This window comes from Streptomyces sp. NPDC029159 (assembly GCF_055564055.1).
Window position 1 is genome coordinate 114,617 of sequence record NZ_JBVHWT010000006.1, and the last position, 18,778, is coordinate 133,394.

The window sequence follows — 18,778 nt, forward strand, 5'->3', positions numbered from 1 at the left end:
GAAACCCCGTGCTGCTCGATCTGCTGGTGCGCAATGCGCGCATCCTGACCCTCGACGACCGGCGGCCCACGGCCCGCACGCTGGGCGTGCTGCACGGTCGCGTCGTCGGACTCGACGAGGAGGTGGCGCACCTGGACGCGGTCCGGGTGCTGGACGCGGGCGGTGCGACCGTCGTCCCGGGCTTCCACGATGCGCACTGCCACACCGCCTGGTTCGGCCTGACGCTGAGTCAGCTCGATCTGTCCGGGGTGCACGGTCCGGACGAGGTGTGCGCGGCGGTCGCGGCGCACGCGGCGCAGCTGCCCGCCGGGGCGTGGGTCGTCGGCGCGGGCCTGGATCCGGGTGGCCGCCGGCCTCACCGGGAGGCGCTGGACAAGGCGGCGGGCGGGCGGCCCGTCTGGCTCAAGCACGCCTCGGGGCACGGGTGCCTCGTCAACTCGCCGGTGCTGCGGGCGGCCGGTGCCCTGGAGCCGGGGTTCGCCGACCCGCCCGGCGGGGTGGTGGCGCGGGACGCGGACGGCCGGCCGGACGGGCTCCTGGAGGAGACCGCGCAGCGTCTCGTCCAGGATCAGGTGCTGCCGTACTCCGTGGAGACGGTCGCCGCGGCGGTCGACCGCGCCACCGGCCACTACCTCACCGAGGGCATCACCAGCTTCACGGAGGCCGGGATCGGCGGTGGCTGGATCGGCCACACCCCCGTGGAACTCGCCGCCTACCAGCACGCCCGGGACACCGGGCGGCTCCGCGCACGGGCCCAGCTGATGGTGGCCGCCGATGTGCTGCACCCGCTGACCGCGCATCCGCAGGACGGTATCGCGCTCGGTCTCGACCTGGGCATACGGACGGGTCTGGGGGACGACACGCTCTCCGTCGGGCCGGTGAAGATCTTCCTGGACGGCTCGCTGTTCGGGCGGACCGCCGCCGTCACCGAACCGTTCTGCGGCTGCCCGCACGAGAACACCGGCTACTTCCAGGGCGATCCGGACGCGATGGCCGACACGGTCGTCGCCGCGCACCGGGCGGGCTGGACGGTGGCCGCGCACGCCATCGGTGACCGCGCCGTCGATCTGGCCCTGTCGGCGTACGCACGGGCGCAGCGCGAGGCGCCGCGCCCCGGGGTGGCCCACCGTGTCGAGCATGCGGGGGTGGTCCGCCCCGACCAGCTCGCGGCGTTCGCGTCGCTGGGGGTGGTGCCCGTGCCGCAGCACAACTTCATCCCGGCGTTCGGCGGGAGCATGGCCACCGGTCTCGGGGAGCGCCGCGCCGACTGGGCGTACCGGCTCCGTTCCTTCCTCGACCTCGGGCTGACCGTGCCGGGCAGCTCCGACCGGCCGGTCGCGCCGGGTGCGCCGCTCGCCGCGATGCAGGCGATGGTGGAGCGGCTGACGGAGACCGGCGCGCGCTTCGGCCCGCAGGAGCGGGTGCCCGCCGCCACCGCGCTGCGCGCCTGGACGGTCGGTTCGGCCCGGGCCACCGGCGCCGCGGACCGCAAGGGCCGGCTGGCCCCCGGTCTGCTGGCGGACCTCACGGTCCTCGACGCCGACCCCACGGCCTGCGCCCCCGACCGCATCGGGGCGATCGGTGTCCTGGCCACCCTGGTCGGCGGCCGTCCGTCCCACGATCCGCACGGTCTCGTCACGTCCGGAGGCTGAGCCGGGCTGCCGCACCGGCGCCGAGCAGGCGGCGCGCTCCGTTCCACTCCCCATCTTCCCTAAGCGCTTAACTATTCATATGCTCGGCGCGTCCGTCTCCTCCACGCCCTGAGGACTCGTTCCATGACGCCTGCTCAGCGCCGCCACAACACCTCCGACCCGTCCGGCGAGGACGGGCCCCGCGCCGCGGCGGGCCCGCTCTCCCGCCGTCGGCTGCTCGGCGCCTCGGCCGCGGCCCTCGCCGCGGGCGGGGCCGCCGCGACCGTTCCCGGCGCGGACCCGGCTCAGGCCACCGAGCCGCCGTCGGCCCCCGCGCGCCCCTCCCGGGAGGGCACCGAACTCTTCCTGCTGGGCACGGCCGGCGGTCCGCCGCCGGTCACCACCCGGGCGGGCACCGCCTCCGCGCTCTCCGTCCGCGGCAGGGTGTACGTCGTCGACTGCGGGCGCTCCGCCGTCACCCAGTACGGGCGGAGCGGACTGCGGTTCCAGGACCTGACCTCGGTCTTCGTCACCCATCTGCACATCGACCACCTCGCCGACTACGCCAACTTCGTCCTGCTGGCCGCGCACGGCGCGAGCGGCGGGGGCGACGGCGTGCGGCCCCCGTTCGACGCCTACGGGCCCGGCCCGGCGGGCGCGCTGCCGGACGCCTACGGCGGCGGGCCGGTGGGGACCGTCTGCCCGGCCGATCCGACGCCGGGCCTGCGGACCCTGACGGAGAAGTCCCTCGAAGCCACCGCGTACAGCAGCAACATCTTCATGCGCGAGTCCGGCACCGCCGATCCGCACACCCGCATCGACGTCCACGAGATACCGCTGCCGCCCGCGACGGGCGCCGATCCGCTCGGGAACACCGCGCCGGACATGGAACCGTTCCTGGTCATGGACGACGGGACGGTACGCGTCAGTGCGGTCCTCGTCCCCCACGGACTGGTCTTCCCGTGCTTCGCGTACCGCTTCGACACCCCGGACGGTTCGGTGGTCTTCTCCGGGGACACCGCGCCGACCGACAACATGGTCCGCCTGGCCCGGGGCGCCGACATCCTCGTCCACGAGGTGATCGACCTCGACTTCTACCGCAACGGCACCGGCTACGGCGAAGCGCTGCTGCACCACATGGCGGCGGCGCACACCGACGTCACCGAGGTCGGGCCGCTGGCCCGGCGCTGCGGGGTGTCGACCCTGGTCCTCACCCACTTCGCCCCGCCGGACACCTTCCAGGTCCCGCACGAGTCCTGGCTGCGCCGGGCCCGGCGGGGTTTCGGCGGCCGGGTGGTGGTCGGCAACGACCTGGACCGGATCCCGCTGCCCCGGCGGTGACCTGCGGCGGCCGTGCTCCGTAGGCCGCCCCGGGGCAGGACGGATCCGTCCGTCTACCGGCCCTTACCCTCTGCTTCCAGGAGTTCCTTGAGCTGCTGAAGGTCGCTGCGTACCCCGCGCTCGATCGCGACCGCCTGCGCGAAGCCCTGGGGCCCGCCGAAGCTCTCCTTGATCGTGCCGGGGTCGTACTCGAACCGGGCCTGGAGCCGGGTGTGGCCCCGGTCGATCGGCAGCAGCGAGAAGGTCCCTGCCAGGTCGGGACCGGTCGTCGTCTGCCACGTCATCACGTTTTCCCGCTCCCGGTCGGCGATCTCGACCTCGCACTCCTGCGCCCGGCCGCCCGTGTCGATGTCCAGGTGCGTGCGTCGCTCCCCTTCCGTGCGGGCTTGGCGTACACCGTTCAGGAACCGCGGGTAGCTCTCTGGGCGGTGCAGGCAGTCCCAGGCCGTTTCGAGCGGAACGCCGATGTCGATGTGCTCTTCGAGAGTGCTCATCAGGCACCTCACACTTTCTCCACGACTTGCCCTGACCTCTCCAGCCTCCCCCGCCCGGCCGCCGGAAGCGACCCGGGCACGAGCCCGGCGAGCACGCGGCCGGGGAACTCGGCCGCCGCTCCGGCATCGGGCGCCCTCACATGTTGATCATGTGGCCGGCCAGGCCGTGCACGGCTTCCTTGACGGCTTCGCCCAGGGTCGGGTGGGCGTGCACATTGCGGGCGACCTCGTGCACGGTGAGGTCCCACTGCTGGGCCAGGGTCAGCTCCGGCAGCAGTTCGGTGACGTCCGGGCCGATCAGATGGCCGCCGATCAGCTCGCCGTGCGTGGCGTCGCTCATGAGTTTGACGAAGCCTGTGGTGTCGCCCAGGCCATGGGATTTGCCGTTCGCGGAGAACGGGAACGTGGCGACCTTGACGTCGTACCCCAGGTCGCGGGCCTGGGCCTCGGTGTAGCCGAAGCTTGCGATCTGGGGTTGGCAGTAGGTGGCCCGCGGGATCATCGCATAGTCGAGTTCCATGGTCTCGGCGCCGGCAAGCGTCTCGGCGGCGATGACGCCCATGGCCTCGGCGGCGTGCGCGAGCATCAGCTTGGCGGTCACGTCACCGATGGCGTAGAGGTGCGGGACGGACGTGCGGCAGCGGCCGTCGACGGCGATCGCACCGCGTTCGGTGAGCGCCACGCCCGTGTGCTCCAGGCCGTAGCCGGTGATGTTGGGAGCGAAGCCGATGGCCTGGAGGACCTTGTCGGCCTCAAGGATCTGCGGGGCGCCGTCCTTGCCGGTGACGGTGACCCGGACCTGCGGCCCGGACTCGTCGAGGGAGTCGACGCGGGTGGAGGTCAGGACCTCGATGCCCAGCTTGCGGTACTGGCGGGCGAGTTCGGCCGAGACCTCCGCGTCCTCCAGGGGCGCCATGCGATCGAAGAACTCGACGACCGTGACCTTCACGCCGTAGTGGTGCAGCACATAGGCGAACTCGATGCCGATGGCCCCGGCGCCCGCGATGACGATCGACCGCGGAAGCTCCTCGGCGAGGATCAGTTCCTCGTAGGTCACCACGCACGCGCTCCGCTTGGTGCCGGGCAGCAGCTTGGGGGTGGCGCCGGTGGCGATGATGCAGTCCGTGAAACCGATGGTCCGGGTGTCGCCGTCGTAGTCGGTGACCTGGAGGGTGTGCGGGTCGAGGAAGGTGCCGCGCCCGTTCACCTCGGTGATCTTGTTCTTCTTCATCAGGTAGTGGACGCCCCTGACCCGGCCGTCGGCGACCTTGCGGCTGCGGCGGAACGCCTCGCCGTAGTCGAAGGAGACCTGCCCGTCGACCTTGATACCGAAGGTCTTCGCCTCCCGGGTGAAGAGGTGGGCCAACTCCGCGTTGCGCAGCAGGGCCTTGGTGGGGATGCAGCCCACGTTCAGGCAGACGCCGCCCCAGTACCGCTCCTCCACCACGGCGACCCGCTTGCCGAGCTGTGCGGCACGGACGGCGGCGACGTAGCCACCGGGCCCCGCGCCGAGTACGACAACATCGAATCGCTCGTCCTGCTCGGCCATGATCCCGTCCTCCTCAACCACCTTCACAGGTCTTCCCGACTTCGTAGCATCCTGCCGAGCCCGCCGGCCCGACCGCCGCTCGGCCCGATGGGTCTTTCCTCCTCAGGCGGACCGCCCGGCCTCGCCGCCCACGGCGCGCAGGACGAAGGGCAGGAGGCGGTCCGCCACCTCCTGCGCGGTGGCCGCGTCGACCTGGTCCGGCAGCCGGGGCGTGAGCAGGAACCTGCTCATCACGGGGCCGACCACCACCTCCCCGAGCAGCTCGGCGTCCTCGACCGGCGGGATCTCCCCCCGCTCGGCGGCGCTCCGCACGACCTCGGCCACCCGCCGGTGGACCGGCTCCAGGAAGGCCGAGGTGAGCGCCCGGGCCAGCACGGTGCTCCGCGCCGCCTCGCCGATCAGGGCCCGCATCAGCCGGCCGCTCTCGCCGGTCACGGCGGCGGCCTTGTCGCGGAGCACCACCCGCAGATCGCCTTCGAGGCTGCCGGTCTCCGGGAGCCCGTAGGGGTCCTCGGCGAAGGTGGCGGCCGCGGCGATCACCAGGTCCTCCTTGGACGACCAGCGCCGGTAGAGGGTCGCGGTGGAGACGCCCGCCCGGGCGGCCACGGCGGCGGTGGTCAGTCCGCCGTAGCCGCTCTCGGCGAGCACGGCCAGGGTGGCGTCCAGCAGGGCCCGGTCCCGGGCGGCGTCGCGGGGACGGCCCCGGCGGGACGGGGCCTTGGGCTCGGGCTGCGGGGCGGGGGCGGTGCGACGGGTCATGCCACGACCTTAGCGGAATGCGAAACGAAAGCATTTCGTTTCGTTTATGCTCGCCGCCATGACCGCTTCCCCGCAGACCGCCGGGCCCGCGTCCGCCCCGGCGGCCGAGACGCCGTCCACCGACGTGGCAGCCACCGTCGCCCGTCTGAACGCCGCCTTCGCCACCGGCCGCACCAAGCCCCTGGCCTGGCGCAAGGCCCAGCTGCACGCCCTGCGGCGGCTGCTGGTCGAGCAGGAGGAGGCGTTCACGGCCGCGCTCCGCGCCGACCTCGGCAAGAGCGCCACCGAGGCGTACACCACCGAGATCGGGTTCACCCTCCACGAGATCGATCACACCCTGCGCCATCTCGACCGGTGGCTGCGACCGCGGCGCGTCCCGGTGCCGCCGGCGCTGCGACCGGCCCGGGCCCGTACGGTGCGCGAGCCGCTGGGCACCGTCCTGATCATCAGCCCCTGGAACTATCCGCTCCAGCTGGCGCTGTCGCCGCTGGTCGGCGCCCTGGCCGCGGGCAACGCCGCGGTGGTCAAGCCCAGCGAACTCGCCCCGGCCACCTCCACCGCGCTCGCCCGCCTGCTGCCGCGGGCACTGGACCCGCAGGCCGTGGCCGTCGTGGAGGGCGGCGTTCCGGAGACCACGGCCCTGCTGGAACACCGCTTCGACCATGTCTTCCACACCGGCAACGGCACGGTCGGCCGGATCGTCATGGCCGCCGCGGCCCGCCATCTCACCCCGGTCACCCTGGAGCTGGGCGGGAAGAGCCCGGCCCTCGTGGAGCCGGGCACCGATCTGGCGACCGCCGCCCGCCGCATCGTCTGGGGCAAGTTCATGAACGCCGGCCAGACCTGCGTCGCCCCCGATTACGTCCTCGCCGTCGGTGCGGCCGGGGCGGCCCTCGAACCGCTGCTGACCGCCGCGATCCGGGAGATGTACGGGCCCGACCCGGCGCGGAGTGCCGACTACGGACGGATCGTCAACGAGCGGCACCACGACCGGCTGACCGCGCTCCTCGCGGACGGCCGGACCGTGACCGGCGGCGACCACGACCGGGCCGACCGCTACCTGGCCCCGACCGTCCTCGCCGATGTGGCCCCGGACGCGCCGGTGATGCGCGAGGAGATCTTCGGGCCGATCCTGCCGATCGTCCGCGTCCCCGATCTGGACGCCGCCCTCGCCTTCCTCACCGCCCGCGACAAGCCCCTGGCCCTCTACGCCTTCACGGACTCGGCCGCCACCAAGCGGCGGCTGACGACCGAGACCTCCTCGGGCGCCCTCTCCTTCGGCATCCCCACCGCCCATCTCACCGTCCCCGGGCTGCCGTTCGGCGGTGTCGGCGAGAGCGGTCAGGGCGGCTACCACGGCGAGCACTCGCTCGACACCTTCAGCCACACCAAGGCCGTCCTCGACAAGCCCCTCCTCGCCGACCCGCTGCGCCTGGTCTATCCGCCCTTCACCGCCCGGAAGTCCCGCATCCTGCGCCGTTTCCTCTGAGGCCGGCGCGGCTTCGGCCGCCTCTCCGGGCGCTCAGCCGCCGACGGCCGCCGCGATCCGCGCGGCGGCCTCGGCGGGTGTGAGGTGCGTGGTGTCGACGACCTCGGCCGCGCCGTGCAGCCAGGTGCGGGCCGCCTCGGCGTAGGGCGCCAGATGGTCGAGGCGGAAGGGGGAATCGGGGCCCAGCACGGTGTCCCCCGCGATCCGCCCGCGGAGGGTCTCCTCCTCGGCGTGGAGGACGAAGTGCCGTACGGGAATGCCGTGGTGGGCGAGGCCGGTGCTGATCTCGCGCCAGTACTCCTCGACCAGGACGGTCATCGGCATCACCAGCGTGCCGCCGGTGTAGTCGAGGACATGGCGGGCGGTCTCGACCACGAGCGGCCGCCACGGCGGCCAGTGCTGGAAGTTGCCCGTCCAGGGCAGCCCCGGCGCGATGTCCATGAGGGTCTCGCCGACCTTCTCGGCATCGAGGACCCGGGAATCCGGGATCAGCTGCTGCACGAGTGCGCCGGTCGTCGTCTTGCCCACACCGTGGGTGCCGTTGAGCCATACGATCACGGGCCCGAGGCTAGCGCCGGACGGGCCACGGGGACAGGCGCCGCTGTGCGCGAAGATCCGCTCGGCTCAGGTCCGGGTGACGGTGACGAGCAGCGGCGTCCGGACGCCGAGGGCGGCGGCGGAGTCGGCGACGGCCTCGGCCAGCCAGCCGATCGCCTCGCACGACCACTCCGCGAGTTCGCCGGTGAGCGTCGTGCCGTACCCCGGCGGGCCGTTCCAGAAGCTGTCGTCGAACGGCGGCACCGGCGCACCGCCCGGGTCCGCGAGGTCGCTCGCCCCGTACGCGAAGACGCCCTGCTCCCACCGGCCGAGGCCGTCGGCGAGCTGCGGTGCGACCGAGGGGAGCGACGGGGAGCGGCCGCTGTCGACGCGGACCGTCACCGGCGTCCGCGACCGTGGATCGCACTCGCCGAACCAGTCGACCGTCTGCAGCGACGGCACCTGCGCGGAGGGCGGGCGCACCGACGGGTCGAGCCCCTGGACCGGCAGCAGGAGCTGTACCGCGGAGAGCTGCACCGTACCGATCCGCGCCGTCGTGTCCTCGGCGCAGCGCAGGAACGGCTGTACGGGGAGCGGCCGGTCCTCCGCCACGGCGCTGGCCTCGACCTGGAACCACGAGATCAGCCGCGGTTCGGAGGCGGCGCGCGGATGGCTCCACCCGGCGTCGTTCATGGCCCACAGCCCCGGGGCGACGGCCGCGCGCCGGGCGCGCTCCGCCTCCGCCACGGCGCCGGACCGGTCGTCGAGCCAGCCCATGGCGAGTGAGCGCTGGTGGAACAGCTGGTAGGCGTCGTGCTCGGATCGGGGGTCGTGCCAGGAGTGCGGGGTCACCTCACCGTAGAGGGCGGCGAACAGGGTGCCCGCGGTGGGACGGGCCGTGGGCGCGATGCCCGGCTGTGCGGTGGCGTCCTGTTCCGTCACTTCGTCCTCCGTGGTTCTGCGGCGGCTTGCGCGGCCCGCCCCAAAAGAGGCAGGCCGCGCCCGGTCTCTCAATACACCCGGCAGTCCACATCGGCCTGGTTCATCGGCTTCTCGGCGGTGTCGATCTCGCCGATCACGTCGACGTCCACATGGTTGCGCCACGACGTCCGCCGCGTGTCACGGCAGTCGCGCCGGGCCGCCGTGCGGTGGGTGCTCCCGCCACCGGGTTTGAGCGTCTCGGTGGCGGAACACGCCTGCTGGCGCCAGCTGTTGTCCGTATACCACTCGTACAGGCAGTTGAACACCTTGGCCCGGTCGTTGCTGCAGTTCCCCTTCTTCCACCAGCCGTGTCCGGACGCCGCCACGCCGGTGCCGGAGCGGTGCGGGTTGTCCCGCCCGCTGACCGGGGTGCAGCCGAACGCCGCGGGCTGCCAGGGCAGGCCGGAGCGCGCGGCGCCGGGCATGTCCAGTACCCGGCCGGTGCGGTCCCGGTAGACCGCGGTCGCCCCGGCGCCGGGCGGTGCGACGCCCGGCACCGCTTCCGCGGCGGTGTCCTGCGGAACGTACGCTCCCGGTGCGTGATCGCCCTGGGCGGATACGGAGGTTGCCGGTGCCGCCGCGCCCGCCACGGCCAGCGAGGCGAGTACGGCGAGAACACTGAGGTGAAATCTCCTGTGACGGATCGCTTTCCCCCTTCTGTGTATCCGGGACACACCTGGTCCGATCAGATGATCCCGGCATTCCGCACCAGTGTCGGGGCGGCCGGGCGGGGCCGACCGGAAGCGTCGGAGAGGTTCCACCCAAGTGATGAACCGGGCCACCGATCGGAATAATCGGGGGCCGGGCGGGTGCGAAGGCCGCGGACACGCCCTAGCTCGTCTGCAGCAGTTTGCGGGCCATCACGATCCGCTGGATCTGGTTGGTGCCCTCGTAGATCTGGGTGATCTTCGCATCGCGCATCATGCGCTCGGCGGGGAAGTCCTGGGTGTAGCCGTAGCCGCCGAGCAGCTGCACCGCGTCGGTCGTCACCGCCATGGCGACGTCGGAGGCCAGGCACTTGGCGGCCGCGCCGAAGTACGTCAGGTCGGCGGCGCCCGCGGAGCTGCGGGCCGCGGCCGCGTAGACCATCTGCCGGGCCGACTCCACCTTCATCCCCATGTCGGCGAGGAGGAACTGGACGCCCTGGAAGTCGGCGAGGGCCTTGCCGAATTGCCGGCGCTCCCGCACATAACCGACCGCGAGGTCGAGGGCTCCCTGGGCGATGCCGAGGGCCTGGGCGCCGACCGAGACGCGGGTGTGGTCGAGGGTCCCCAGTGCCACCCGCAGTCCCCTCCCCCGCTCGCCGAGCAGGCGGTCGGCGGGGATCCGGCAGCCGTCGAAGTACACCTCGCGGGTGACCGAGCCCTTCAGGCCCATCTTGCGTTCGGGCTCGCCGTAGCCGATGCCGGGGTCGTCGGCGTGGACGACGAAGGCCGAGATACCGCGGGATCCGGCGTCCGGGTCGGTGACCGCGAAGACGATGAGGTACGCGGCGACCCCGGCGGAGGTGATCCAGGTCTTCACGCCGTCCAGCACCCAGCCGTCGCCGTCGGCGACCGCCCGGCAGCGCATCGCGCCGACATCGCTGCCGGCCTCGCGCTCGCTGATCGCGTACGCCATCAGCGCCTCGCCCGCGGCGACTTCGGGCAGGTACCGGCGTCGCTGCTCCTCCGTACCGGCCAGCAGCAGCGGTACGACGCCGAGCTTGTTGGAGGTCTGGATGGTGGAGGACGAGGCGCAGACGCGGGCGACCTCCTCGACGGCGATGGCGGCGGCGAGGGCATCGACGCCGTCGCCGCCGTACTCCTCGGGAATGCCGGGCGCGTGCAGCCCGGCGGCGGTGAGCGTCGCGTAGTTGTCGTGCGGGAAGCCGCCCCGCGCGTCGACCTCCGCGGCCCGGGGGCCCAGCTCCTTCTCGGCGACGGCACGGGCCGCGGCGCGGAACTCGTCGTACATCTCGGGCAGCAGATACGGCGTGGTGGCGTGGTCCGTCATGGCGGCGTCCTTCATGAGTACGGGGATCGGCAGGGGCGCACGGGTCGGTGCGGGCCCGGCTCCATTCCGGCGTACGGGGATCCGCCACGCCAATGTGCGGGTGCACCGGGATCGGCGGGATGTTCGTGCGGCCGCACATCGACGCCGCGGCGGACGCCCGCATACGTTCCGCAGGCCGGATGCGATCCACCGACCGAAAGGCAGAAAGCGATGACCGTTCTCCAAGGGCTGCGGGTGCTGGATCTGAGCCGGGTGCTGGCGGGCCCGTACTGCACCGCGCTGCTGGCGGATCTGGGGGCAGACGTGGTCAAGGTCGAGCCGCCCGCCGGTGACGACGCCCGCCGCCTCGGGCCGTTCCGGGAGGGCGAGAGCGTGTACTTCGCGCAGCTCAACCGCGGTAAGCGCAGCATCGCCCTCGATCTGAAGAACCCCGACGACCATGCGCTGCTGCTGCGGCTGGCTGCCCGCGCCGACGTCTTCGTCGAGAACTTCCGTCCCGGCGTGGCGCAGCGGCTGGGCATCGACCATGCGGCGCTCGCGGCGGTCAACCCGCGCCTGGTCTACGCGAGCATCTCGGGCTTCGGGCAGAGCGGCCCGATGCGGGAGTACCCCGCGTACGACCTGATCGTGCAGGCGATGTCCGGGCTGATGGCCGGGACGGGCACGCCCGACGGGCCGCCGACGAGGGTGGGCGAGTCGGTCGGTGACCTGCTGGCCGGGCTGTTCACCTCCTGGGCCGTCAGCACGGCGCTGTACGACCGGGAACGCAGTGGCCGGGGGCGGCACATCGATGTGGCCATGCTCGACTCGCTGGTGTCGTTGCAGGTGACCGCGTGGAGTCTGCTCACCGCGACCGGCGATCTGCCGGGGCGGGTCGGCAACCGGCATCCGGTCTCCGCCCCGTTCGACACCTACCGCACCGCCGACGGGCTGGTGGCGATAGCGGTGGCGAGCGATGCGGTGTTCGCGCGGTTCGCCACGCTGGTGGGGCGGCCCGATCTGCCGTCCGACCCGCGGTTCGGCGACGACACCGCCCGCTCGCGCCATGTCGAGCAGGTCCGGGAGATCACCGAGGAGTGGTCCACCGGCGTCACCACGGAAGCGGCCCTGGAGCTCGCCCGGGCGGCGGGTGTTCCCGCCGCCCCGCTCTGGGAGTTGACCGATGCGGTGCACAGCGACCAGATCCGGCAGCGCGGCCTGATCGGCGAGTTCGACCATCCGGTCCTGGGCCGCACCCCGTTCCTCCGGCAGCCGGCGCACTTCGGGGACACGGCGCCGGGCCCGCTCGCGGGTGCCGCCGAAGACGCAGCGGGCGCCGCGGCGCAGAGGCCCGCGCCGACCGCCCCGAGTCCGGCGCTCGGGGAGCACGCCGAGGAGATCGTCGCGCAGTGGCTGTCGGAGACCGGGACCGCGTGAGGCCCCGCCCCGACCGGCCTCCCCGGCCCCGTCACTCCTCCCCCGGCGCCCCCGCGGGGTCGGCGTCCAGGGCGGTCAGGGCGAGCCACAGCTCCATGCGGTCGGCGAGGCGGGTGAGGTCGCGGGTGGTGAGCTGTTCGATGAGTCGGAGCCGGTAGCGCAGGCTGTTGCGGTGGAGGGTCAGGGCGCGGGCGGTCGCGGCGGGTGAGCAGTCGTGGGCGAGGTACGACCGCAGCGTGGGAAGCAGTGCGGCGCGGTGGGCCTCGTCGTGGTGGAGCAGCGGGGCGAGCACGGCGTGGCCCAGCTCCCGCAGCGGCAGGTCCAGATTGCCCATCAGCAGACCGGCGATGCTCAGCGGTGCCGCCCGGTGCACGCCGGGGCCGGACCGGGCGGCCTGGCGGGCCTCGAAGTAGCCGAGCCGCAGCCCGGTCACCCCGCGCCGCGGCTCCCCCACGCCGACGCGGACCTGCGGGTCCACCACGCTCAGGTGCTCCGCGACCGTCCCGGCGGCGGCCCCGGCGTCGACGGTGTCCGGTACGACGACCATCACCGCGTCGTCGACCAGTGCGGTGGGCAGCCGGTCGTGGGCCCGTTCCAGGAGCGGGCCCAGGGTCCACGGCAGGCTGCGCAGCCGTGCGGGGTCGCCGCCGACGCGGGCGACGACGACCGTGTGGGGGCCGTCCGCGGCGAGTCCGTACGAGGCCAGCCGGCGGCGGGCGTCGCCGTCGGAGACCGTGCGGTGCAGGACGTCCTCCAGCACCTGGCCGAGCAGTTCCCGCCGTCCGGTGAGCACGGCCTGATGGCGGGCCACTTCGAGGCCGAGGATGCTGGTGGCGAAGGAGAGGATGTCCTGCCGCGGGGTGGGGCGCCGGGTGCGCAGCTCCGCGACCGGTACGCCGTCCACCAGGACCGGTACGGATGTTCCCGCGCTCTCCGGGCCCTCGCCCTCGGCTCCGGAGCGGGCGTCCGCCCGGCGGGACGGGGCGGGGTGGCGCGCCAGGACGCGGCCGCCGGGCTCGACCACCGCCACCGGGCCCGCGCCCAGCTCCCGGTGGAGCCGCCGGAGCATGCCGCGCAGCCCGTGGCCGGAGAGCAGTTCGCGGACCAGTTGGTCCTGGAGGGTGGCGGCCGACCGCACCGCGTCGTACCGCTCCGCGAAGATCCGGTCGGCGACCCAGCGGCTGATCTGGACGAACGGCACCTCGACCGGGGAGCCGACGAGCGCAAGCCCGGTGCGTTCGGCGGTGTCGACGACGGCGGGCGGCACCGCCTGGTGCACCAGTCCGGTGCCGAAACAGAGCGCGGCGACCGGGAGTTCCGCCAGCCGTTCGAGGAGCCGGGTCCACCCGGCGTCGTCGCGCTCCAGCATGCCCGTGGTCATCACCAGCTCGCCGCCGCGCAGGAACGGCAGCGGATCCGGCAGCTCCGTCGTGGAGACCCAGTCGATGCGCCGGTCGGCGTCGTGGCAGTGGCTGCTCAGCGCCCGCAGCCGCAGGGTCGGTTCGGCGAGCAGATCGGCGAGGGAGACAGGCACGCGGCGATTGTGCAACAGGGCGGGGACGGCGGCGGAACGGGGGCCGGGCCGCCGGGTGGTGGCCCTTGTGTCCGGACACCGGGCGACGGTGGTGGGCGCAGGTCAGGAGAGCGCGGGGGCGGGCCGGGCGCAGTTCTGGCACAGGGCGCGGCCGAGGTTCTTGGCAGCACTCTCGGTGGTCCGCGCCAGACGGTCTTCAGGGGTGTCCACGAGGTGGTGACATCGGCGGTGCGGGTGGTACGGGGTGTTGCGGCTGTTGCGCAGGTGGTACACGGTGCGGGCACTGGACATGAGGGCTTCCTTCCGGCGGACGGCGGTGGCGGGGGCCCTTCCCCTCGGGGACCACGGACTGTGGCCGCGGAGAGAGGCGGGGCGGTCGGCGGAGAGCGGGCCGCCGCCGAACTCCCCTCTGCAAGAGAGCCGGTGGAGATCTTGGCACGGCGCCGCGGACACCCGCGCGGACACCCGCCCGCTCAGCCCGGTACGTCCATCCGCTGGGTGCCGAGGACCGACAGCAGCCGCAGGGACTCCTGCGACGGTGAGCCGGGGGCGGCGGTGTAGAGCAGGACGCGCTGGTCTCGGTCGGCGAGGTCCAGGATGTCGCAGGTGACGTGGACCGGTCCGACGAGGGGGTGGGCGAAGGCGGTGCAGGTGGCGGGCCGGGCGGCGACGTCGTGGGCCGCCCAGATCCGGGCGAACTCCGCGCTGCCGTCGCACAGTTCGCGGACCAGGCCGGTCACCTCCGGGGCGTCGGGGTAGCGCGCCGCGGCGCTCCGCAGCTGCTGGGCCGCGGTCCGGGCGAAGGTGTCGGTGTCCCCGAGGCCGTACAGCCGCCGCCCCTCGGGGTGCGGGCCGAGGAAGGCGCGCCGCAGGAGGTTGCGGTCGCGGCGCGGCAGGGCGGAGAAGTCCTCCATCAGGGCGGCGGCCAGGTCGTTCCAGGCGAGGACGTCGTAGGTCGCGGAGAGGACGAGCGCGGCGGTCTCCGGCAGCCGGGCGAGCAGGTCGACGATGCTCTGCCGCACCTCCCGCGAGGGCCCGGGCGGCGGGCCTGGCGGGGCGCCGGCGAGGTGGTGGAGGTGGTCGCGTTCGGCGTCCGTCAGGCGCAGCGCGCGGGCGAGCTGGGCCAGTACCTCGCGGGACGGGGAGGGGGCGCGGGCCTGTTCCAGCCGGGTGCAGTACTCGGTCGAGATGAACGCGAGCTGCGCCACCTCCTCGCGGCGCAGCCCCGGGGTGCGGCGGCGCGGCCCTGCGGGCAGGCCCACGGTGTCGGGGCGGAGGCGTTCGCGTCGGCTGCGCAGGAAGCCTGCCAGTTCTTGTCGGTCCACCCGCCCAGTGTGCGCGGGCGGCGGTCCGCCGAGCCAGGTACTGCCGGTGCCTGGCTGGGTCCGGCCGCCGGGGCCAGGCTCGTCGGCATGAACCACACCACCCTCACCTCCCCCACGGCTCCCGGTCTGCTCGCGGACAAGGTCGCCTTCGTCACGGGTGCCGGCCGCGGTATCGGCGCGGCGGCGGCCCGGCTCTTCGCCCGGGAAGGCGCCCGGGTCGTCCTCGCGGCCCGCAGTACCGATCAGCTCGCGGCGGTGGCCGGGGAGATCCGCCGGGCGGGCGGCACCGCGGACCACGTCCGGTGCGATCTGGCCGACCCGGCGAGCGTCCGCGCCGCCGTCGACCGGGCCGTGGAGCGGTACGGACGGCTCGACGTGGCCTTCAACAACGGTGCGGCGGGCCAGCCGCCCGGTCCGCTGGACCGGCTGCCGGAGGAGGAGTTCGACGCCGTGTCGGACGTCAATTTCAAGGGCGTGTGGGTGGCCATGGCCGCGGAGATCGCCGCCATCCGCGCCACCGCCGGGCGCGGCGCGATCGTCAACACCTCCAGCGTCGGCAGTCTGATGGCCAATCCGGAGCTGCCCGTGTACGGCGCGGCGAAGGCGGCGGTCAACAGCCTCACCGCGTCGGCGGCGGCCACGTACGGTCCGGAGGGCATCCGCGTCAACGCGATCGCGCCGGGCACCACGCTCACCGAGATGCTGCACGAGTGGGACGCGAACTCCCCGGGCACGATCGACCAGCTCAACTCCCTGACGCCGCTGGGCCGGGCCGCCGAGCCGGACGAGGTCGCCCAGGCCGCGGCGTGGCTGCTGAGCGACCGCGCCTCGTACGTCACGGGCACGGTGCTGCGGGTGGACGGCGGGATGCGGGCCTGAGACGGCAGGGGCGCCGGGCCGTCCCGGCGCCGCCGTGGCCCGGCTCCGTAGTACGGGGCCGGGCCACGGGTGAGGGCGGCCCGGCGGCCGCCCCTCTGTCAGACCTCCGGCTTCCCGGACGGCTGTGCTCCGGCCGTCATCAGGGCCGTGATCTCCTCGGCCGGCTGCGGGCCGAGCTCGCCCCAGCCCTCCTTGTAGCCGTAGACACCGGCCAGGGTGCGGGCCTCGTAGTCGCCGTTCATGATCTCGATGTCGGCGGCGGTGAGGAGCGCCGGGTGGGCGACGCCGACGGCCGACGCGACCTTCATCAGCTCCTTGCGCAGGGTGCGCAGGTAGACGGCGGCGCGGGTGGCCTTCGACGCCGGGTCGAGGCCGCGCATCAGCCACGGGTCCTGGGTGGCGATGCCGGTGGGGCACTTGTCGGTGTGGCACTTCTGCGCCTGGATGCAGCCGATGGACAGCATCGCCTCCCGGGCGACGTTGATCATGTCGACGCCCAGGGCGAAGGCGACGGCGGCGTTCTCGGGCAGACCGAGCTTGCCGGAGCCGATGAAGGTGATGTCGTCGGTCAGCCCGCGCTCGGCGAAGGTGCCGTAGACGCGGGAGAAGCCCATCCGGAACGGCAGCGACACCGAGTCGGAGAAGATCAGCGGTGCCGCGCCGGTACCGCCCTCGCCGCCGTCGATCGTCACGAAGTCGACGCCGCGGTCACCGCGCGCCATCAGCGTGGCCAGCTCCTGCCAGAACTCCATCTCGCCGACCGCGCTCTTGATGCCGACCGGCAGCCCGGTCTCGGTGGCGAGCAGTTCGACGAAGTCCAGCATCGAGTCGACGTCGTGGAAGGCGGTGTGGCGCGAGGGCGAGGCGCAGTCCTCGCCGACCGGGATACCGCGGATCTCGGCGATCTCCGGGGTCACCTTCGCGCCCGGCAGCATGCCGCCGAGGCCCGGCTTGGCGCCCTGGGAGAGTTTGATCTCCAGCGCCTTGACCGGGGCGCCGGCGACCACCTCCTTGAGCTTGTCGAGGTTGAAGGTGCCGTCGCCGTTGCGGCAGCCGAAGTAGGAGGTGCCGATCTGGAGGATGAGGTCGCCGCCGTTGCGGTGGTAGGGCGAGAGGCCGCCCTCACCGGTGTTCTGCATCGTCCCGGCCAGCCCCGCGCCCTCGTTGAGCGCGGTGATCGCCGCGCCGGAGAGCGAACCGAAGCTCATCGCGGAGATGTTCACCACGCTCGCCGGACGGAACGCCTTGGCCCGGCCGCGCGGTCCGCCCAGCACCTTGGCCGAGGGCAGCGGGACCTGCGGGTCGTGCAGGTCGGGCAGCGCGCCCGCGAAGGTGCGCTGCTTGACGTAGGCGTGGCCCTGCATGTGCTCGACGTCGTTGTCGGTGCCGAAGCCGAAGTAGTTGTTCTCGCCCTTGGACGAGGCGTAGATCCAGGTGCGCTGATCGCGGCTGAACGGGCGCTCCTCGTCGTTGGAGGTGACTATGTACTGCCGCAGCTCCGGCCCGATCGTCTCCAGCAGGTACCGGGCGTGCCCGATCACCGGGAAGTTCCTGAGCAGTGCGTGCTTCTTCTGCATGAGGTCGCGGGCGGCCACCACTGCCACTGCGGTGGCGGCGACCGCGCCGATGCTCCGGGCGCGCATGGACGTTCCTCTCTCGGTGCCCGGCTCCCCCGTCGGGGCGTGGAGCGTGGGGCGGCGGATAGAGCGGGCGGGCGCGGTGCCCGCCGGCGAAATGTCGAACGATCGTAGGGCTTCAGCTGGTCAGGGGCGAAGGGCCCCGGACCGCCGCAACGTCTCCGACGGCGACTCCCCGAACTGCCGACGGTAGGCCACGGAGAAGCGCCCCGGGTGCAGAAAGCCCCAGCGGGCGGCGACCGCGGTCACTGTCGTGGCGCCCGGGGCGCCGGCCCGGAGTTCCTTGCGTACGTGATCGAGGCGGACCTCGCGCAGATAGGCGAGGGGGGTGGTGTCGAGGTGGCGGCGGAAGCCCTCCTGGAGGGCCCGGACGCCGACGCCGACGCATTCCGCGATCTCCGCGACGGTGAGCGGCTCGGCGGCGTGTGCCTCGATGGTCTCCATGGCACGGCGGACCGCGGGCGGTGCGACACGGGGCTGCTCGCCGTGGAGCGCCGGGGTGTAGTTGTGCGGCTGGGCCATCAGCAGCTGCGTCATCAGCAGCGATTCGAGCTGTTTCAGCACCATCGGCTGACCGGCCATCCCGCCCTGGCCCTCCGCCTCGCGGCGCATGAGGTCGACGATGTTGAGCCAGGAGCGGGAGCCCGGTGTGGTGAGGTTCATACCGAGCGAGAAGGAGATCGGGCGGCGCACGGTGCGGCCGAGCAGGCTCCCCAGGTGTGTCTCCATGGCTGCCCGGTCGAGCCAGACGATCAGTTGCGGGTTGCCGCCGCCCCAGCGCATGTCCAGTTTTCCGGCCGGTGAGGGCACGGAGGCGAGTTCCGGCGAGGAGATGATCTCCTCGCGGCCGCAGATGATTTCCGCATGACCGGCGAGCGGTATCTGGACGAGGAAGAAGCTCTCCAGGTCGCCCGGGGTGATCCGGACCTCCGTTCCGTAATCGAGGTAGTACAGGCCGGTGCGGTCGAAGGGGGTGCCGTGCAGCCGGGCGTCGAGCGTCGCCGAGCGCTGCACGATGCGCAGGTCGTGCGGGCAGAAGGCGCGGCCGACCTCGGCGCGGGCTTCCCAGATGTCCGCTGTGTGGAAGAGCTGGTGATTTGCGAGCGGGGGCTCATCAGCGGGCATGTAAACCTCCACCGCCGAGATGCGCGATCGGGACAGCGACCCGCGTGATCCGGATAGCGCAGACGATCTTGCCATACCAAGGTGGA

The 18,778-nt window shown here is 73.3% G+C and carries 17 protein-coding genes; 5 read left to right on the top strand and 12 right to left on the bottom strand.

Annotated features, from left to right (window positions below):
• Positions 1-8 precede the first annotated feature (8 nt).
• Together ACZ4U4_RS14825 and ACZ4U4_RS14830 are read left to right on the top strand one after the other, a co-directional pair.
• The gene (locus ACZ4U4_RS14825) at positions 9-1,652 is read left to right on the top strand and encodes an amidohydrolase (RefSeq protein WP_467873399.1); all 1,644 of its coding nucleotides are present in this window, start codon (positions 9-11) and stop codon (positions 1,650-1,652) included.
• A 123-nt stretch (positions 1,653-1,775) separates the two neighbouring features.
• Complete coding sequence (locus tag ACZ4U4_RS14830; protein WP_467873402.1) at positions 1,776-2,972, top strand: MBL fold metallo-hydrolase; 1,197 nt, start codon at positions 1,776-1,778, stop codon at positions 2,970-2,972.
• 53 nt (positions 2,973-3,025) lie between these two features.
• On the opposite strand, the gene ACZ4U4_RS14835 is transcribed toward ACZ4U4_RS14830, so the two are convergent.
• The 3 genes from ACZ4U4_RS14835 to ACZ4U4_RS14845 all read right to left on the bottom strand — a co-directional run bounded on the left by ACZ4U4_RS14835 (position 3,026) and on the right by ACZ4U4_RS14845 (position 5,774).
• Positions 3,026-3,466: an SRPBCC family protein gene (locus ACZ4U4_RS14835; RefSeq protein WP_467873404.1), complete on the bottom strand. Its 441-nt coding sequence runs from the start codon at positions 3,464-3,466 to the stop codon at positions 3,026-3,028.
• A gap of 136 nt (positions 3,467-3,602) precedes the next feature.
• Positions 3,603-5,015, bottom strand: a complete 1,413-nt coding sequence (gene lpdA / locus ACZ4U4_RS14840; protein WP_467873407.1) for a dihydrolipoyl dehydrogenase — start codon at positions 5,013-5,015, stop codon at positions 3,603-3,605.
• Between the two features lie 102 nt (positions 5,016-5,117).
• Positions 5,118-5,774 (bottom strand): TetR/AcrR family transcriptional regulator, encoded by a 657-nt coding sequence (locus tag ACZ4U4_RS14845; protein WP_467873410.1) that lies wholly within the window; start codon positions 5,772-5,774, stop codon positions 5,118-5,120.
• Between the two features lie 58 nt (positions 5,775-5,832).
• On the opposite strand from ACZ4U4_RS14845, the gene ACZ4U4_RS14850 reads away from it, so the two are divergent.
• The gene (locus tag ACZ4U4_RS14850) at positions 5,833-7,263 is read left to right on the top strand and encodes an aldehyde dehydrogenase family protein (RefSeq protein ID WP_467873413.1); all 1,431 of its coding nucleotides are present in this window, start codon (positions 5,833-5,835) and stop codon (positions 7,261-7,263) included.
• A gap of 33 nt (positions 7,264-7,296) precedes the next feature.
• Here ACZ4U4_RS14850 and ACZ4U4_RS14855 read toward each other — a convergent pair whose 3' ends face one another.
• From ACZ4U4_RS14855 to ACZ4U4_RS14870, 4 genes are all read right to left on the bottom strand, one after another.
• On the bottom strand, positions 7,297-7,821 hold the full coding sequence (locus ACZ4U4_RS14855; protein ID WP_467873416.1) for a P-loop nucleotide/nucleoside kinase family protein: 525 nt from the start codon (positions 7,819-7,821) through the stop codon (positions 7,297-7,299).
• A 66-nt stretch (positions 7,822-7,887) separates the two neighbouring features.
• The gene (locus ACZ4U4_RS14860; protein WP_467873419.1) at positions 7,888-8,742 is read right to left on the bottom strand and encodes a hypothetical protein; all 855 of its coding nucleotides are present in this window, start codon (positions 8,740-8,742) and stop codon (positions 7,888-7,890) included.
• Between the two features lie 68 nt (positions 8,743-8,810).
• Positions 8,811-9,278, bottom strand: a complete 468-nt coding sequence (locus tag ACZ4U4_RS14865) for a hypothetical protein (protein WP_467873421.1) — start codon at positions 9,276-9,278, stop codon at positions 8,811-8,813.
• A 334-nt stretch (positions 9,279-9,612) separates the two neighbouring features.
• On the bottom strand, positions 9,613-10,776 hold the full coding sequence (locus ACZ4U4_RS14870; RefSeq protein WP_467873423.1) for an acyl-CoA dehydrogenase family protein: 1,164 nt from the start codon (positions 10,774-10,776) through the stop codon (positions 9,613-9,615).
• Between the two features lie 210 nt (positions 10,777-10,986).
• On the opposite strand from ACZ4U4_RS14870, the gene ACZ4U4_RS14875 reads away from it, so the two are divergent.
• Entirely contained in the window at positions 10,987-12,192 is a 1,206-nt protein-coding gene (locus ACZ4U4_RS14875; protein WP_467873425.1) for a CaiB/BaiF CoA transferase family protein, read from the top strand.
• Between the two features lie 31 nt (positions 12,193-12,223).
• Here the strand turns inward: ACZ4U4_RS14875 and ACZ4U4_RS14880 are convergent, their stop codons facing one another.
• The 3 genes from ACZ4U4_RS14880 to ACZ4U4_RS14890 form a co-directional block, all read right to left on the bottom strand.
• Positions 12,224-13,726: a PucR family transcriptional regulator gene (locus tag ACZ4U4_RS14880; RefSeq protein WP_467873428.1), complete on the bottom strand. Its 1,503-nt coding sequence runs from the start codon at positions 13,724-13,726 to the stop codon at positions 12,224-12,226.
• 102 nt (positions 13,727-13,828) lie between these two features.
• On the bottom strand, positions 13,829-14,017 hold the full coding sequence (locus tag ACZ4U4_RS14885) for a hypothetical protein (RefSeq protein ID WP_467873431.1): 189 nt from the start codon (positions 14,015-14,017) through the stop codon (positions 13,829-13,831).
• 182 nt (positions 14,018-14,199) lie between these two features.
• Positions 14,200-15,051, bottom strand: a complete 852-nt coding sequence (locus ACZ4U4_RS14890) for a helix-turn-helix transcriptional regulator (protein ID WP_467873433.1) — start codon at positions 15,049-15,051, stop codon at positions 14,200-14,202.
• A gap of 87 nt (positions 15,052-15,138) precedes the next feature.
• On the opposite strand from ACZ4U4_RS14890, the gene ACZ4U4_RS14895 reads away from it, so the two are divergent.
• Complete coding sequence (locus ACZ4U4_RS14895; RefSeq protein ID WP_467873436.1) at positions 15,139-15,930, top strand: SDR family NAD(P)-dependent oxidoreductase; 792 nt, start codon at positions 15,139-15,141, stop codon at positions 15,928-15,930.
• Positions 15,931-16,028: 98 nt separating this feature from the next.
• Here the strand turns inward: ACZ4U4_RS14895 and ACZ4U4_RS14900 are convergent, their stop codons facing one another.
• Positions 16,029-17,573 carry an FMN-binding glutamate synthase family protein gene (locus ACZ4U4_RS14900; protein WP_467873439.1) on the bottom strand — a complete coding sequence of 515 codons (1,545 nt, stop codon included), beginning with the start codon at positions 17,571-17,573 and terminating at the stop codon, positions 16,029-16,031.
• A gap of 120 nt (positions 17,574-17,693) precedes the next feature.
• Positions 17,694-18,692: an AraC family transcriptional regulator gene (locus tag ACZ4U4_RS14905; protein WP_467873442.1), complete on the bottom strand. Its 999-nt coding sequence runs from the start codon at positions 18,690-18,692 to the stop codon at positions 17,694-17,696.
• Positions 18,693-18,778: the final 86 nt, after the last annotated feature.

What these genes read in the sequence shown, in the direction of transcription:
- ACZ4U4_RS14830 (WP_467873402.1), top strand. Translation starts at nt 1,776, where the DNA reads ATGACGCCTGCTCAGCGCCGCCACAACACCTCCGACCCGTCCGGCGAG.
- ACZ4U4_RS14835 (WP_467873404.1), bottom strand. Translation starts at nt 3,466, where the DNA reads ATGAGCACTCTCGAAGAGCACATCGACATCGGCGTTCCGCTCGAAACG.
- lpdA (WP_467873407.1), bottom strand. Translation starts at nt 5,015, where the DNA reads ATGGCCGAGCAGGACGAGCGATTCGATGTTGTCGTACTCGGCGCGGGG.
- ACZ4U4_RS14845 (WP_467873410.1), bottom strand. Translation starts at nt 5,774, where the DNA reads ATGACCCGTCGCACCGCCCCCGCCCCGCAGCCCGAGCCCAAGGCCCCG.
- ACZ4U4_RS14850 (WP_467873413.1), top strand. Translation starts at nt 5,833, where the DNA reads ATGACCGCTTCCCCGCAGACCGCCGGGCCCGCGTCCGCCCCGGCGGCC.
- ACZ4U4_RS14870 (WP_467873423.1), bottom strand. Translation starts at nt 10,776, where the DNA reads ATGACGGACCACGCCACCACGCCGTATCTGCTGCCCGAGATGTACGAC.
- ACZ4U4_RS14875 (WP_467873425.1), top strand. Translation starts at nt 10,987, where the DNA reads ATGACCGTTCTCCAAGGGCTGCGGGTGCTGGATCTGAGCCGGGTGCTG.
- ACZ4U4_RS14885 (WP_467873431.1), bottom strand. Translation starts at nt 14,017, where the DNA reads ATGTCCAGTGCCCGCACCGTGTACCACCTGCGCAACAGCCGCAACACC.
- ACZ4U4_RS14895 (WP_467873436.1), top strand. Translation starts at nt 15,139, where the DNA reads ATGAACCACACCACCCTCACCTCCCCCACGGCTCCCGGTCTGCTCGCG.
- ACZ4U4_RS14900 (WP_467873439.1), bottom strand. Translation starts at nt 17,573, where the DNA reads ATGCGCGCCCGGAGCATCGGCGCGGTCGCCGCCACCGCAGTGGCAGTG.
- ACZ4U4_RS14905 (WP_467873442.1), bottom strand. Translation starts at nt 18,692, where the DNA reads ATGCCCGCTGATGAGCCCCCGCTCGCAAATCACCAGCTCTTCCACACA.